Annotated in this window: 12 protein-coding genes; 11 read left to right on the forward strand and 1 reads right to left on the reverse strand. The window is 45.7% G+C overall.

Annotation, left to right across the window (positions count from 1 at the left end; translation table 11 throughout):
* Positions 1-40: 40 nt before the first annotated feature.
* Positions 41-1,051 carry a transcriptional regulator MelR gene (melR, locus tag ACYJZR_RS04335; protein WP_140076618.1) on the reverse strand — a complete coding sequence of 337 codons (1,011 nt, stop codon included), beginning with the start codon at positions 1,049-1,051 and terminating at the stop codon, positions 41-43.
* 328 nt (positions 1,052-1,379) lie between these two features.
* On the opposite strand from melR, the gene melA reads away from it, so the two are divergent.
* From melA to ACYJZR_RS04390, 11 genes are all read left to right on the forward strand, one after another.
* Positions 1,380-2,732: an alpha-glucosidase/alpha-galactosidase gene (melA, locus tag ACYJZR_RS04340; protein ID WP_025627630.1), complete on the forward strand. Its 1,353-nt coding sequence runs from the start codon at positions 1,380-1,382 to the stop codon at positions 2,730-2,732.
* A gap of 88 nt (positions 2,733-2,820) precedes the next feature.
* Positions 2,821-4,245, forward strand: a complete 1,425-nt coding sequence (gene melB, locus ACYJZR_RS04345) for a melibiose:sodium transporter MelB (RefSeq protein ID WP_045480582.1) — start codon at positions 2,821-2,823, stop codon at positions 4,243-4,245.
* Positions 4,246-4,365: 120 nt separating this feature from the next.
* Positions 4,366-6,612, forward strand: a complete 2,247-nt coding sequence (locus ACYJZR_RS04350) for a hypothetical protein (protein ID WP_406966422.1) — start codon at positions 4,366-4,368, stop codon at positions 6,610-6,612.
* Between the two features lie 177 nt (positions 6,613-6,789).
* Positions 6,790-7,923 (forward strand): flagellin, encoded by a 1,134-nt coding sequence (locus ACYJZR_RS04355; protein WP_406966423.1) that lies wholly within the window; start codon positions 6,790-6,792, stop codon positions 7,921-7,923.
* Positions 7,924-8,186: 263 nt separating this feature from the next.
* The gene (locus ACYJZR_RS04360) at positions 8,187-9,323 is read left to right on the forward strand and encodes a flagellin (protein WP_193298006.1); all 1,137 of its coding nucleotides are present in this window, start codon (positions 8,187-8,189) and stop codon (positions 9,321-9,323) included.
* A gap of 287 nt (positions 9,324-9,610) precedes the next feature.
* Entirely contained in the window at positions 9,611-10,741 is a 1,131-nt protein-coding gene (locus ACYJZR_RS04365) for a flagellin (RefSeq protein WP_005457770.1), read from the forward strand.
* A gap of 80 nt (positions 10,742-10,821) precedes the next feature.
* A complete protein-coding gene (flaG, locus tag ACYJZR_RS04370; RefSeq protein WP_005457768.1) occupies positions 10,822-11,256 on the forward strand; it encodes a flagellar protein FlaG in 435 nt (144 codons plus the stop codon).
* A gap of 20 nt (positions 11,257-11,276) precedes the next feature.
* On the forward strand, positions 11,277-13,277 hold the full coding sequence (gene fliD, locus ACYJZR_RS04375) for a flagellar filament capping protein FliD (protein WP_020841155.1): 2,001 nt from the start codon (positions 11,277-11,279) through the stop codon (positions 13,275-13,277).
* Positions 13,278-13,280: 3 nt separating this feature from the next.
* Entirely contained in the window at positions 13,281-13,586 is a 306-nt protein-coding gene (locus ACYJZR_RS04380) for a flagellar protein FliT (RefSeq protein WP_005457717.1), read from the forward strand.
* Positions 13,587-13,598: 12 nt separating this feature from the next.
* Positions 13,599-14,009: a flagellar export chaperone FliS gene (gene fliS, locus ACYJZR_RS04385; RefSeq protein ID WP_005433081.1), complete on the forward strand. Its 411-nt coding sequence runs from the start codon at positions 13,599-13,601 to the stop codon at positions 14,007-14,009.
* Positions 14,010-14,297: 288 nt separating this feature from the next.
* Positions 14,298-15,764, forward strand: coding sequence for a sigma-54 dependent transcriptional regulator (locus ACYJZR_RS04390; RefSeq protein WP_029847860.1), 1,467 nt, complete (start codon positions 14,298-14,300; stop codon positions 15,762-15,764).
* The last annotated feature ends 55 nt before the right edge of the window (positions 15,765-15,819 follow it).

Below are 15,819 nucleotides of genomic sequence, written 5' to 3' on the forward strand. Positions count from 1 at the left end.
ATCTGCCTTTTTTGTTTCCCCTCATTCTTGCCTGATAAGACTAACTGACTGTCAGTGGTCTTTTGCCATCAATGGCGCCTTTCTCTAGTTCGTAAAGTGGGCTGGTACTGTGACTGCTCCAGCGATGATCTTCGCGTGACTTCTTGCGATATTGCGTTGGCGTTACACCAATATCATTCTGAAAAGTCTCATAAAATCGGCTGCTAGAATTAAAACCTACCGTTAACGCGATATCTAAAATTGTTCGGTCGGTATCACTCAACAGCGCTCTGGCGTGGTTAATCCGCATTGCCGTGATGTATTGCTTGATGGTCATCTGCATGGTTCGTTGGAACACGTTCATCGCGTAGTTAGTGTGCAGCCCAATGTGCTCTGCTATGTCTTTTATCGTGATCGGCTGGTTATGATGGGTGGCAATGTATTCCAGCATTTGACTGACGTAAAACTGTGAGTGTTTGGAGACACCTTTCTTGCTCGACTTCTCTTGTCGATTGATACTCAGTTGTTGCCAGCCATCTAAACACATTCTTTTTAACATCAAGCCAATTTCATCAATCGCTAATTGCTGGCGACTTTCCGAAGAATGGCTTATTTCTTCTGCCCAGCGTGCTAACTCAAACTCGCTGACTAATGAACTGGCGTTTGATTGCAGCACACAACCATGGGTGATCTGATTGACGAAGTCTCGATTGAGCGTCCAAGACATAAAGTGGTGAATCGGAATATTGATGATCCCCATATTATGACTTTTGCCCGGATTGGTGAGCCGATGAGGAACTGACGCCCAAAACAATCCTATCGAGCCTGCTTTCACCACCACTGGGCTGCCATTAATGATGTACTCAACATCATCGCCAAAAGGAATGTTTACCTCTACTTGTCCGTGCCAGTGATAACCCGGCATAGAGTGGGGCGGCCTGAGCTCGATATCGATTTTTTCATAAGATGAGTACAGCGAAAGTGGGCTTACAGAAACCGTTTCGGAAGAATACTTATCTTGAATCACGACTTTCAATGGATCTAACTCTGCCTTGGACTCTACCTTCGCCATCGCCCACCTCTTAGGAAACTGTATAAGTTCTTTGTACTAAATCTGTTGAAACAAAACTCAGAACAGCTTCAAAAACACCGATTACTCTGTTTTATAAGATTTTGGTTATGTGACTTAAATCGCCGTGCTAGCAAGCTTCAGCGTATCTTTCCACCTTCTTTATCCGTGATTTACACAAAAATATCCCATTTCCTAAGATTTTTTATTGGTTGATTTTAAATATTAGGAAACGGGAGAGTGATTGGTTTATCTGAGACGAATTCGGCCTTGCGACAGGTGTAACTTAAATGCATCGAAACAAAAGTATGAAAGCAAAAAGGATTCAACTATGAAAAGCCCTAAAATCACATTCATCGGTGCGGGTTCTACGATTTTTGTGAAGAACATTCTTGGCGATGTGTTCCATAAGCCGGCCTTCAAAGGGGCGCAAATTGCCTTGATGGATATTGATGAAATCCGCTTGGAGGAATCACACCTAGTAGTAAGCAAGTTGATGGAATCATCCGGTGCGACGGGGACGATCACTTGTCACTTAAACCAAAAAGAAGCATTGCAAGGCGCAGACTTTGTCGTCATCGCATTCCAAATCGGTGGGTATGAGCCATGCACTGTAACGGACTTTGAGGTTTGTAAGCGTCACGGTTTGGAGCAAACCATCGCCGATACCTTAGGTCCTGGCGGCATCATGCGCTCACTGCGCACTATTCCTCACCTTTGGAGCGTGTGTGAAGACATGACTGAAGTGTGTCCAAATGCCACCATGCTCAACTACGTTAACCCAATGGCGATGAACACTTGGGTCATGTATGAGAAATACCCTCACATCAAACAAGTGGGCTTGTGCCATTCCGTGCAAGGGACGGCGGAAGAGCTCGCTCGCGACCTTGATATCGAATATTCAGACCTTCGTTACACCTGTGCTGGTATAAACCACATGGCTTATTACCTGACGTTCGAAAAGAAAAACGAGCAGGGGGAGTATGTCGACATTTATCCTGATTTGCTTGAGGCATTTGAATCAGGCAAAGCGCCGAAGCCGGGTCTGCACCACAATGGTCGCTGTACCAACCTAGTCCGCTACGAGATGTTTAAGAAGTTGGGTTACTTTGTGACTGAATCTTCGGAACATTTTTCTGAATACACCCCATATTTCATCAAACCAAATCGCCCAGATCTGATTGAACGTTATAAAGTGCCACTTGATGAATATCCTAAACGTTGTGTAGAACAAATTGCAGACTGGAAAAAAGACCTCGAAGACTTCAAAAACGCGGAGCAAATCACTGTCAAAGAGTCGCATGAATACGCGAGCACCATCATGAACTCGATTTGGACAGGCACGCCAAGTGTTATCTACGGCAACGTGAAGAATGAAGCGTTAATTGACAACTTGCCACAAGGTTGTTGTGTGGAGGTAGCTTGCCTGGTCGACGCAAATGGCGTTCAACCTATCAAAGCAGGCCGACTACCAAATCACTTAGCGGCATTAATGCAGACCAACATCAATGTTCAGACTCTGCTGACGGAAGCCATCCTCACTGAAAACCGAGATCGTATCTATCATGCTGCCATGCTTGATCCGCATACAGCAGCAGTGCTTGGAATTGAAGAAATTTATGCCCTTGTTGATGACTTGATCGAAGCACACGAAGGTTGGTTGCCAGCATGGGTGCATCAGTAAGTCCAGAATCACAAAACCAATATCAATAAAAACGACAATAACGTGAATATACTGCGCCTTCTCGATGAGGGGGCGTAAGGAGTAACAAATGAGTATCTCTATGAATACCAAGCTAAGCTACGGCTTTGGCGCATTTGGTAAAGACTTCGCTATCACCATCGTTTACATGTACCTGATGTTCTACTACACCGATGTTGTTGGTATTTCGGCTGCCGTGGTGGGAACCATCTTCTTAATTGCGCGTATTTGGGATGCAGTGAATGACCCGATCATGGGCTGGATCGTGAACAACACCCGCACACGTTGGGGTAAATTTAAACCTTGGATTTTAATTGGCACCATCACCAACTCAGTGGTGTTGCTCATGTTGTTTAGTGCGCATCACATCGAGGGGCCATGGCTTATTGCTTATGCAGCAGTGACTTACATTTTGTGGGGCATGACCTACACCTTAATGGATATTCCTTTCTGGTCACTGGTTCCGACACTCACTCTGGACAAACGTGAGCGTGAAGAGCTTGTACCGTACCCTCGATTCTTCGCTAGCCTTGCATGGATTGTTACCGCCGCAATCGCAATGCCGTTCGTGAATTATGTCGGTGGGGACGACAAAGGATTTGGCTTCCAAGTGTTTGCGATTTTGCTTGTCGGTTGTTTCCTAGTCTCAACGTATATCACGCTACGTAACGTGAAAGAGCGTTACTCAACTAGCAACCTTGACGTGACGAAACCTGAAGAAAAGGTCTCGCTGAAGAAGCTCCTCTCGCTTATCTACAAAAATGACCAGCTAACGAGTGTGCTTTGTATGGCACTGTCATACAACCTCGCTACCAACATCATCACAGCATTTGCGGTTTACTACTTCACCTATGTGGTCGGAAATGAGGAACTTTTCCCTTACTACATGGCTTACGCTGGTATCGCGAACCTAATTACATTGGTGTTGTTCCCTAAATTGGCGCAAATGTTCTCACGTCGAGTGCTGTGGGCGTGTGCATCGAGCTTCCCAATCTTAGGCAGTGCAGTTCTTATCTACGTAGGCATGTACGACAAACAGAGTATTCTGCTGATTTCTACAGCGGGCGTGTTATTGCAAATTGGTACGGCGTTATTTTGGGTACTGAACGTCATTATGGTGGCGGATACAGTGGATTACGGTGAGTACAAGCTAGGTTCACGCTGCGAGAGTATCGCGTACTCAGTACAAACGCTGGTGGTTAAAGCAGGTTCAGCTTTTGCGGCTTTCTTCATTGGTATCGCACTGACTGCAGTGGATTATGTACCGAACATGGAACAAAGCCCTGAAACCGTTTTTGGCATGCAATGCATCATGGTTGGTTTGCCTGCGTTCTTCTTCGCTATTGCTTTGGTTGTGTACTTCCGCTTCTACAAACTCAACGGTGCTTACCACCAAAAAATTCAGGATCATCTGACCGAGAAATACGACCATATCGTAGCCAACGATTCTGACGAGAAAACGAAAGTTTCTCCAGAATCCATTCAAGCGGTTTAACGCATCTTATAGCTATTAAAAATTAACAATAAACATGCCGGCGTCTTTATTTCATGTCGCCGGCAGCATCCCGAATAAATGTTATCCAATAACCACGCTATCCCTACGAACGAGAAAAAAATGAAACTGAAAATACTTGCTTCAGCGATTCTTGTCGCCCTTGCTTTGTCCGGTTGTAATAGCTCGTCTGATGATGATTCTTCGAAAGGCGACAACCTTGTCTCAAATTCTACCTTTGAAAATGACGGTTTAGGATGGAGCTACTGGTTTGCCAATGTGAAGTATGAAGACGCTTATGTTGGTGAGTCGATGGCGAGGATTGCCACCGGAACTAACCATCATGTAAGCCAAACAGTCACTATTCCTGAGACGGGTTTTTATGATTTATCCGCCTACATAAGCAGCCCAAGTGATGACGCCATTCTTGGCTTGAGTAATCTGACCGATGAGGTTCTAGTCAGCCAGACGATTGAAAAAACCAAAGACGAAAATACAGAGGGTGAAATATATAAGCCAAATACTCTGCCAGCTATTCCACTAGAGAAAGGCGAGCAAATTAAAGTCTGGTTTACAGGATCTGATGTCGGTGGGGTGAGCGTCGACAGTGTGTCTTTGGTAAGAGTGAACAAGAGCCAGCCTGTTAGTTTTAATCAAATCATCCAATTTAAAGCCGAGCAACAGGTCGGTGTGACGGGCATTGATAAAGCTCAGCGAACCGTCGAGTTCCAAGTCCCTTATGGCACCGATTTAAGTGCCATAACGGTGAGTACACTTTTGGTTTCTGAACAAAGCCGATCAAGCATGGATGTGGGTGAAGTCGTGGACTTTACTCAACCAGTGCAAGTGGTAGTAACAGATGCAAATGGTAAAGAAGAAAAATGGACATTAACGGCGATTGAAAAAGAGAAGCAGGTTGTCGTCACTTCGTCCAATCAGAAGCTTCAAGATTCGTTTGAATGGGCAATTGATAAAACACGTCGCTTCGTTATGACGGGGCAGCATGATCTGGTTAACCGTGATGAGAACAATAATGATGGTGATGGCACCGCAGACTACATTCCATCTTACTGGGCTGGTTATTTTGACCGAACGGCTTTCTACTCTCGTGACTTCTTACATCAAGCTAGCGGAGCCAAAATCGCAGGTCTAGATGCCGAAAACTTTTCGATGTTTAAGACCTTCGCTAAGCATTCCACGGAATCGAGAAAATGGTATACCTTGTGGGCGGTTAACTTTGATGGCACGCCACATACCATTGACTACAAAGATGACAACTGGTTTGTACGTGAAGTCCCTGCGCAATTTGAGTTTGTAGAAAAAGCATGGAAACAATATCAATGGACAGGAGACAAGCGTTACATTGAAGACCCAGATTTATGGCGTTTTTACACCAAGGTTCTAACGGACTATATCGCGCTTCACGACGATCAAGATCCTAACGGTATTGCCGAGGGTTATGGTGGTATTTTTGAAGGCTCCGCAACTTACAATGAGCGTGGCGAATTCCCAATCGAAGCCGGTGATGGCATAGGCTCTCAATACCAAGCGACGGTCGCGTACGCTGCAATGCTTGGGGCTCGTGAAGAGTACAGCGAGGCGGCGCTTTGGCAAGAGAAAGCACAGCAACTTAAAGACTTCTTTAATGAAGAATGGAGTATTGCGGATCCAAATAAACCATTGGATAACTACGTTAACATCGTTCAGCGTGATGGTTTCCGTATGAATGACTTCGGTAAAGAAAACAGTTGGTTCATGCCAATGAAGCTGATTACTGAACCTGGGGAACGTAACGACCGCTACTTAGACTTTATTGCAGAAAATCTGGGTGATGGAATTGGAAGTACGCCGGAAGCGCCATACAACATTGAGGCTTACACTTATATCCCTGAAACCTACTTCCCTTACAATCGTAATGCGGAAGCATGGAAGTGGATGCAGTACATCATGGATATCAAAGACGAGCCCCATGAGCGTCCAACTCAAGGTGCTAACGGTGACTATCCTGAAATCTCTTTTACCTTTATTTCGAATACCATTGAGGGGTTGATGGGCATCAAGCCTGATGCGGCAAACCATCGAGTTGTAACCGCGTCACATCTAACAACCGATATTGACTGGCTTCAAGTTGAGCAGCTTCCGATGGGAGAGCACGAGCTAACTTTGCGTCATGATGGATTAGAACGGTCGACGCTAACCAATACCTCTGAGCAAAACTTAGAGTGGGAAGCTTGGTTCTATGGCGATTACCCGACGCTTGTTGTTGATGGGCAGTCTGTTCCTGCTGAGCACAAGCACGTTAACGGACAACGAGTGAGTTATGTGACAGTTACTCTTGCGGCCAACTCAAGCAGCGAAGTAAGAAAATAATCTGAGTCGTCTTTGCTCATAAATGCAAAGCCTAGTGCGCCATCACTAGGCTTTTTGCTATTCGCTGTCTCGTCAGGAAATGCGTAACTACATCACTTTTCATAAAAAAACACTAAACCTTTCTGTTGCTTGGTCGATAAGTATCCAAAGCCTTAATTTATTTGGAGTCTGTGTCTCTTGGCTATCACCGTTAATACCAATGTTGCAGCACTTGTCGCACAACGTCATTTGACCAGTGCAACGGATATGCTGAATCAATCCATGGAGCGTTTGTCTTCAGGGAAGCGTATTAACAGCGCAAAAGATGACGCGGCAGGCCTGCAAATCTCCAATCGTCTGCAATCACAAATGCGTGGTTTGGATGTGGCGGTTCGTAACGCTAATGATGGCATCTCTATCATGCAAACCGCAGAAGGCGCGATGAATGAGGTGACGAACATCATGCAACGTATGCGTGACTTGTCGCTTCAGTCGGCTAATGGCTCAAACAGCCAAGCCGAGCGTACGGCGTTGCAAGAAGAAGTCACCGCGTTAAACGATGAGTTAAACCGCATTGCGGAAACCACATCTTTTGGTGGACGCAAACTGTTGAATGGCACATTCGGCAAATCGTCTTTTCAAATCGGTGCTGCTTCTGGTGAAGCCGTACAGATTGAGTTGAAATCGATGCGTACTGACGGGTTGGACATGGGGGGCTTTAGTTATGTTGCTCAAGGGCGTGCTGATTCTGATTGGCAGGTAAAAGAGAACGCCAATGATCTGACGATGTCTTTCACCAACCGTTCTGGCGAGACGGAAAAAATCCAAATCAATGCCAAAGCCGGTGATGATATTGAAGAACTCGCGACCTACATTAATGGCCAAACCGACAAAGTGAAGGCTTCTGTTAATGAAAAAGGTCAGTTACAGATCTTTATGGCAGGAGAAGAAACCGCCGGAACGATTTCATTCTCAGGAGATCTTGCGAGTGAGCTTGGGATGTCGTTGAAAGGTTATGATGCGGTCAATAACCTGAACATCACAACCGTTGGTGGGGCGCAGCAAGCTGTCGCTGTACTAGATACGGCGATGAAATTTGTCGATAGTCAACGTGCTGAGTTAGGTGCATATCAAAATCGCTTCAATTATGCGATCAATAATCTAGATAACATCCACGAAAACTTAGCGGCATCGAACAGTCGTATTCAAGATACTGATTACGCCAAAGAAACCACGCAAATGGTGAAGCAGCAGATCTTGCAACAAGTCAGTACCACTATTTTAGCCCAAGCTAAACAGGCGCCAAACCTCGCACTTACCTTGCTTGGTTAGGCGATTTGGATTCTTAATTTCAACGCAAAATCAGGTTATATCGACAGCTCGAAAAGAAGCTTTAGCGAAAAATTGAAGTTTTTTTACTTTTTTATCTGCTTCATCACGATTCCCTTTCCAAACGAACTTTTTTCAAAAAAATCCAAAAAATTCCCTAAAGAAATCAGGTTGAGCGCCGTTAATAAAAGTAACTTTGAGAGAACTACTTGGTTTTCCGAGACGTCGGAAACCGCTACATCGGAAAATCAATTGGAGAAATCACCATGGCAGTGAATGTAAACACTAACGTATCAGCGATGACCGCTCAGCGTTACCTAAACAACGCAAACTCAGCACAACAAACCTCAATGGAGCGTTTGTCTTCAGGTTTCAAAATCAACAGCGCAAAAGATGACGCTGCGGGTCTACAAATCTCGAACCGTTTGAACGTACAAAGCCGTGGCCTGGATGTGGCTGTTCGCAACGCGAACGACGGTATCTCTATTGCACAAACTGCTGAAGGTGCAATGAACGAGACAACCAACATCCTACAACGTATGCGTGACCTATCTCTACAATCAGCAAACGGCTCAAACTCGAAAGCAGAGCGCGTTGCGATTCAAGAAGAAGTGACAGCACTAAACGACGAACTAAACCGTATCGCAGAAACCACATCTTTTGGTGGTAACAAGCTACTAAACGGCACACATGGTGCGAAATCGTTCCAAATCGGTGCTGATAACGGTGAAGCAGTAATGCTTGAGCTTAAAGACATGCGCTCAGACAACAAAATGATGGGCGGTGTGAGCTACCAAGCTGAAAGCGGTAAAGGTAAAGACTGGAACGTTGCACAAGGCAAAAACGACCTAAAAATCAGCCTAACTGACAGCTTTGGTCAAGAGCAAGAAATCAACATCAACGCGAAAGCGGGCGATGACATCGAAGAGCTAGCAACGTACATCAACGGTCAAACAGACCTAGTGAAAGCGTCAGTAGACCAAGATGGCAAACTGCAAATCTTTGCTGGTAACAACAAAGTAGAAGGCGAAGTGTCATTCTCTGGCAGTCTGTCTGGTGAACTAGGCTTAGGCGACGACAAGAAAAACGTTACGGTTGATACTATCGACGTAACTTCAGTTGGCGGCGCACAAGAATCAGTAGCAATCATTGATGCGGCACTGAAATACGTAGACAGCCACCGTGCAGAGCTGGGTGCATTCCAGAACCGTTTCAACCATGCAATCAGCAACTTGGACAACATTAATGAAAACGTGAACGCGTCGAAGAGCCGTATCAAAGATACCGACTTCGCGAAAGAAACGACGGCAATGACCAAGTCACAAATTCTATCGCAAGCGTCAAGCTCAATCCTTGCGCAAGCGAAACAAGCGCCAAACTCAGCGCTAAGTCTTCTAGGTTAATTTTAAACCTAAGACGAGAACCTCATTGGCTCGTGGTGAGAGATGAGCGAGTAAACCCAGCTTCGGCTGGGTTTTTTTCTGCCTTTAAAAGAGCGAAGGTATTCATCAAAGACAATATTAGAGCTTCATCACACTTCAGTAAGCCAAAGAAAATAATCGCAAAAAATTGAAAATTTCTCCTAAAGGATATGCATACGTCGCCGTTAAAGGGACTGAGAGAAATGAGATGTACCTAAGTGAGGTGAGAGACACGACGGTACATTCACTAAGCCTTAAGGAGATCAATTATGGCGATTAACGTTAATACTAACGTTTCTGCGATGACCGCACAGCGTTACCTAAACCACGCGGCTGAAGGTCAACAAAAATCAATGGAGCGTTTGTCTTCGGGTTATAAAATCAATAGCGCGAAAGATGATGCTGCAGGTCTACAGATTTCAAACCGTTTGAACGCTCAAAGCCGTGGCCTAGACATGGCGGTGAAAAACGCGAACGACGGTATCTCCATTGCACAGGTTGCTGAAGGTGCAATGAATGAATCTACCAACATCCTACAACGTATGCGTGACCTATCGCTTCAATCTGCGAACGGTTCTAACTCAAAAGCAGAACGTGTAGCGATCCAAGAAGAAGTAACAGCGCTAAACGACGAACTAAACCGTATCGCTGAAACAACCTCTTTCGGTGGCAACAAACTGCTTAACGGTACGTACGGTACTCAATCTTTCCAAATCGGTGCGGACTCTGGCGAAGCTGTAATGCTTTCTATGGGCAGCCTACGTTCTGATACTTCAGCAATGGGTGGTAAGAGCTACTCAGCAGAAGAAGGTAAAGATGCATCTTGGACAGTTGGTGATAAAACTGAGCTTAAAATGAGCTACACCAATAAACAAGGTGAAGAGAAAGAACTTACCATCAAGGCTAAGCAAGGCGACGACATCGAACAGCTAGCAACTTACATCAACGGTCAAAGCGAAGATGTAAAAGCGTCTGTTGGTGAAGACGGCAAGCTACAAGTATTTGCTTCTACTCAGAAAGTAAATGGTGAAGTTGAGTTCTCTGGCAACCTAGCTGGCGAGATCGGTTTTGGTGATGCGAAAGACGTAACGGTTAAAGACATCGACGTAACAACGGTTGCAGGCTCTCAAGAAGCTGTAGCAGTTATCGACGGTGCACTTAAATCAGTAGACAGCCAACGTGCGTCACTAGGTGCTTTCCAGAACCGTTTCAACCACGCAATCAGCAACCTAGACAACATTAACGAAAACGTTAATGCATCTAACAGCCGTATTAAAGATACTGATTACGCGAAAGAAACAACAGCGATGACTAAGTCGCAAATTCTTCAGCAAGCAAGTACTTCAATCCTGGCTCAAGCGAAGCAGTCACCATCTGCAGCGCTAAGCTTGTTGGGCTAACAAGGTCGACCCAGCCTAGTGCTTAGGTCACCAAAACGATAGATCCTATCGTTAGCTCATAAGGTGGAAGGGAGATTGTAATGGAAATATCCTCCTACGCATCGAACATCCAGCCTTACGGCACACCGAATGGCACAAATGTTGCAAATAAAAATGGCAACGGCATAGGTACGCCTAGTACAGCAAGTTCAACCGGTGACGTTTCGCCGCAAAAAGCGAAAGGCACCGAGCACGACTTCTCTGTTCAAGCGGCAATCGAGATGGCGGAAAGCCGTCAGGAGCTAAACAGAGAAGAACGTGAAAAAATGGTCGAACAAATGAATGAGTTTGTCTCGTCCATCAACAAAGGAGTAGCGTTTCGTGTGGATGAAGAATCCGGCAGAGACGTTGTGACGATTTACGAAACCAATACTGGTGATGTGATTCGTCAATTTCCTGATGAAGAACTGCTAGTGGTATTGCGTCGCCTAGCTGAGCACACAGCTAACAGCGGTTTGTTAGTTGAAAAAGTGTAAGTCGTTTTTGAGGTGATTTAATGAGTTTAGGCCCTGTGGGGATGTCTGGCGGCATGGATATTAATTCCATGGTCAGCAAAATTGTGGATGCGGAACGTGTGCCTAAGCAGCAACGCATCGACAACGATCGCACGACAATCAATGCCAGTATCAGTGCCTATGGGCGACTCAGAGAATCGTTGGATACGATGAAAAATCTCATGGCGAACTTTCGTCAGGAGAAAGCGTTTGCCGTCCGCACGGTTGAAACCACGGACGACAATATCGTATCGGCCACCGCAACCACTGACGCTATAGCCGGTAAGTATGCTATCGATGTGTTGCAGCTTGCACAGAGCCACAAAGTCGCTTCTGACGTATTGCCAGAAGACGCAAAATTTGGTCCTGGTAAGCTGCAGATTTCGCTTGGTGATGACCGTTTTAATATCGAGGTTCGTTCTCGATCTAAGCTCATCGATGTCGTACGCGGCATCAATGGCGCTAAAGACAACCCTGGCGTTCGTGCTTCCGTCATTAATGATGTCGAAGGACCGCGTCTCATCCTTGCCTCAAACCTTTCTGGTAAGGATCATCAAATCAAAGTCAGCGTGGAAGCCGAAAGAGGCAACCCTCTGAAATATTTCGAATACCAAACACTTGAAGACCGAGTTAACGCGCTTGAAGAAGCACGTGCTGCGGCAGAAGAAGTGTTAGGGCCACTACAAGCACCGCAACAACCGGATCAACCAGAAATTCTGGATGAGAACGGCAACCCTCTACCTCCAGAAGCGCAAAAAGCGGCAGAGAATGCACAAGATGATGCATCGCAAGAGCCGATCTCTGCTGCTGGTGCAGAGGCTGCTAAAGCCGGACAAGAAGCCATTGATAAGGCCAATCAACGTTCGAGCTTGCGACCTGAAGAGCGCATTCCAGGTTGGACAGAAACTGCGTCAGGCACCTTGCTGGATTCATACGAAGAGCCAGAACTGGAACTGGACGAAAAGGCGATAGAGAAAGCGCCGGATGTTCCAGGTTGGAATAATGCCGCCTCAGGCACATTGACGGATTCTTACGTTACGACCAAAGAAGCTAAGCAGCTCCTAGAACAAGAAAAAGCAGAAATCGAGCAGAAAATTGCGGATGAAAAGCAAGAACTCGACGCAAAAGTCGAACGTGGTGAGCTTTCCGAAGAGCAAGCCAAGCAAATTCATCGTGCGAAACTCGATCCTCAAGAGCGTGAACGTCTAGAAAAAATCGACGAAGCAGAAGCCAAAATCGCAAAAGCGCAATCCTCATTCGAAGAATACCTTGGTATGACAGAGGTACAAGCGGGGCAAGACTCTGAAGTGCTGCTTGACGGCGTGGCAAAACTTTCAAGCCATAACAACGTAATTGAAGATGCCATTGAAGGCGTAGATTTGACACTTAAAGGCAAGTCAGAACCAAACAAGCCGCCGGCAGAAATCGGTGTCGAGTACGACCGTCAAAGTGTACGCAGCGACATCGAAAACTTTGTTTCGGCGTACAACTCGTTTTACCAAACTTCGCAAGCACTCTCGAGTGTGGACCCAACTACCGGCCAAAAAGGGCCGCTAGCTGGTGACAGCACGGTGCGAAGTGCCGATTCACGATTGAAAGCCGTCTTTTCAAGCCGAATCGATCAAGCACCAGAAAATCTGAAATCATTGACAGAATTTGGCATTACCACGACACGTCAAGGCACGCTTGAAATCAACTATGACATGCTTGACCGTCAGTTGAACAATAACTTCAACGAGTTAGAAAAATTCTTCGGTGGTAACACTGGTTTTGCGAAGCGTATCGAAGATGCGATTCACGGCATCACCGGTATTACGGGCAGCATTCGTACGCGAGAGAAAAGTCTCACAGAACAAAACTACCGTTTGAATGATGACCAAGCGGCATTAGATCGCCGCATGGAAGGGCTGGAAAAGCGTACCCATGCGAAATTTACCGCGATGCAAGACGCGACAGGTAAGATGCAGGGGCAACTTGGGGCTCTTATGAGTGCGTTAGGTTAATAAATGCAGAATGAACTCATAGAAATTAGTGATATAGATCAACTAATTACGCAAGAGCTGGAAAAAGTTGACTTTAATACTGAAGAAATTCTTCGCTTGGTCGATATCAGGGAACGGTTATTGCAAAACCTGTTACCAATTATTCAACAAAATCCCTTGGTAAAGCAGGATGCAGAGTGGCAAGACTTGCTGACTCGTACCAAAAGAATTGTCGAGCTGATGCAATCAGAAACGTCAAAGGTCGGAAAAGAGCTTCACAAATTCCGTTATGGCCAACGTTCGCTTCAGCAGTACAAAAAATTTATTTAAAAGAGGATTACTATGCGCGGTTCTTTGCAAGCATACAAAAAAGTATCAGTCGACAGCCAGCTGAGCGCGGCTTCTCCGCACAAAGTCATTCAAATGCTTATGGCTGGTGCAATTGAGCGCCTTATTCAAGGCAAAGCAGCCATGCAAGCAGGCAATATCCCAGCAAAAGGCGAGCGTTTAGGTAAAGCACTCGACATTATTATTGCGCTACGCAGCTGTTTGTCGATGGAAGATGGTGGTGACATCGCTTCAAACTTAGATTCATTGTATGAGTTTATGATCACGCAGATTTCTGCGGCAAACCACCAGAATGATCCACAGCCGATCGACGACGTTATTGACATTATTCGTGAGATTAAATCCGCTTGGGATCAGATCCCAACAGAGTTCCACAACTTGACGGCAGCAGAAGTCGGCATTTAATAATCAAAACAATGCTTTAGGATCGACTTAAAACATTAAGACTGCATTAGCAACAAGTTGCGCATGAAAGTTACAATCGAGCTCACACCTCTATATTGCTTGGTTGCCTTATTTTCATATTCAAATAAAATAGAAGCCATTAGTAGCCCTAATGGCTTTTTTTGTTGCTGATTTTCCTATTTTGTCGATCGTAAATTGAGTGTGGTGTTTCCGCCTTCTTTAGCACCCAATTGCGCAAATCCAGGTTTGGCCGCAACGCACCTAAAATAAAGGCAATCATTCTTACTTATGCAAGGTTTGGCAAAGCTGCTTGTAATTGATGATGACGCATCAAGTCGTTTGAATTTAAGCAATATATTGGAATTTGTTGGAGAAAGTTGCGAAGCTGTCAGTTCTGAACAGCTAGGCGATGTTGATTGGTCTAGCGTATGGTCAGGCTGTATCGTTGGCAATATCTCAGCAGGTCGAGCGGCAACTGCCGTGATGGCTCGTCTCAACGATGCATACCATATCCCACTTCTTGTCTTGGGCAGCTTTCCTTTGCCTGTGGACGATCTCCCAAACTTTGTTGGCGAATTAGAGCAACCGCTAAATTACCCACAGCTTAGTGAAGCGTTACGTCACTGCAAAGATTTTCTTGGCCGTAAAGGGGTCAATGTTGTTGCTAGTGCGCGTAAAAACACGCTGTTTCGTAGCTTAGTAGGGCAGAGTCGCGGTATTCAAGAAGTTCGTCATCTTATTGAGCAAGTATCGGGTACAGAAGCCAATGTCTTGATCCTTGGTGAATCGGGTACGGGTAAAGAAGTGGTAGCACGTAACATTCACTACCATTCGTCATACCGCAATGGTGCGTTTGTGCCAATTAACTGTGGTGCAATCCCACCGGAGCTACTCGAAAGCGAATTGTTTGGCCACGAAAAAGGCGCGTTTACTGGTGCGTTAACGGCGCGTAAAGGTCGATTTGAATTAGCAGACGGTGGCACGATCTTCCTTGATGAGATTGGTGACATGCCAATGTCGATGCAAGTGAAGCTATTGCGTGTACTTCAAGAGCGTTGTTTTGAGCGAGTTGGCGGAAACTCGACAATCAAAGTCAACGTGCGTGTGGTCGCTGCGACACACCGTAATTTGGAAAGCATGATCGAAGAAGGCACGTTCCGTGAAGATTTGTTCTATCGTTTGAACGTTTTCCCAATCGAAATGCCAGCGCTAAAAGAGCGTAAGCAAGATATCCCATTGTTATTGCAGGAGCTGATGACACGTCTGGAAGCCGAAGGCGGCCAGCCAATCTGTTTCACGCCGCGTGCGATCAACTCTTTGATGGAACACCACTGGCCGGGTAACGTGCGCGAGTTAGCTAACCTTGTTGAGCGCATGATCATTTTGTACCCAAACAGTCTGGTTGATGTGAACCATCTTCCGACGAAATATCGCTACAGTGATATTCCAGAGTTCCAACCTGAAGGTAATCCGTTCACTTCGATTGAAGAGCAAGAACGCGATGTGTTCCAAGACATCTTCTCGGAAGATTTCAGCTTTGACGAGCAAAGCGATCTGGATCACAACATGAATGCGCCTCAAGCGTTGCCACCAGAAGGGGTGAACCTAAAAGAGCTATTAGCAGATTTGGAAGTCAACATGATCAGCCAAGCGTTAGAAGCGCAAGGTGGGGTCGTTGCAAGGGCTGCAGATATGCTGGGTATGCGCCGTACAACGTTGGTTGAGAAAATGCGCAAGTATAATTTGCAGCGTTAGATCGAGCTTCAGTTTAATCACAAAAGTTATCTTTTCTGACATTAAAATCAGACAT

The organism is Vibrio sp. RC2502, assembly GCF_054850435.1.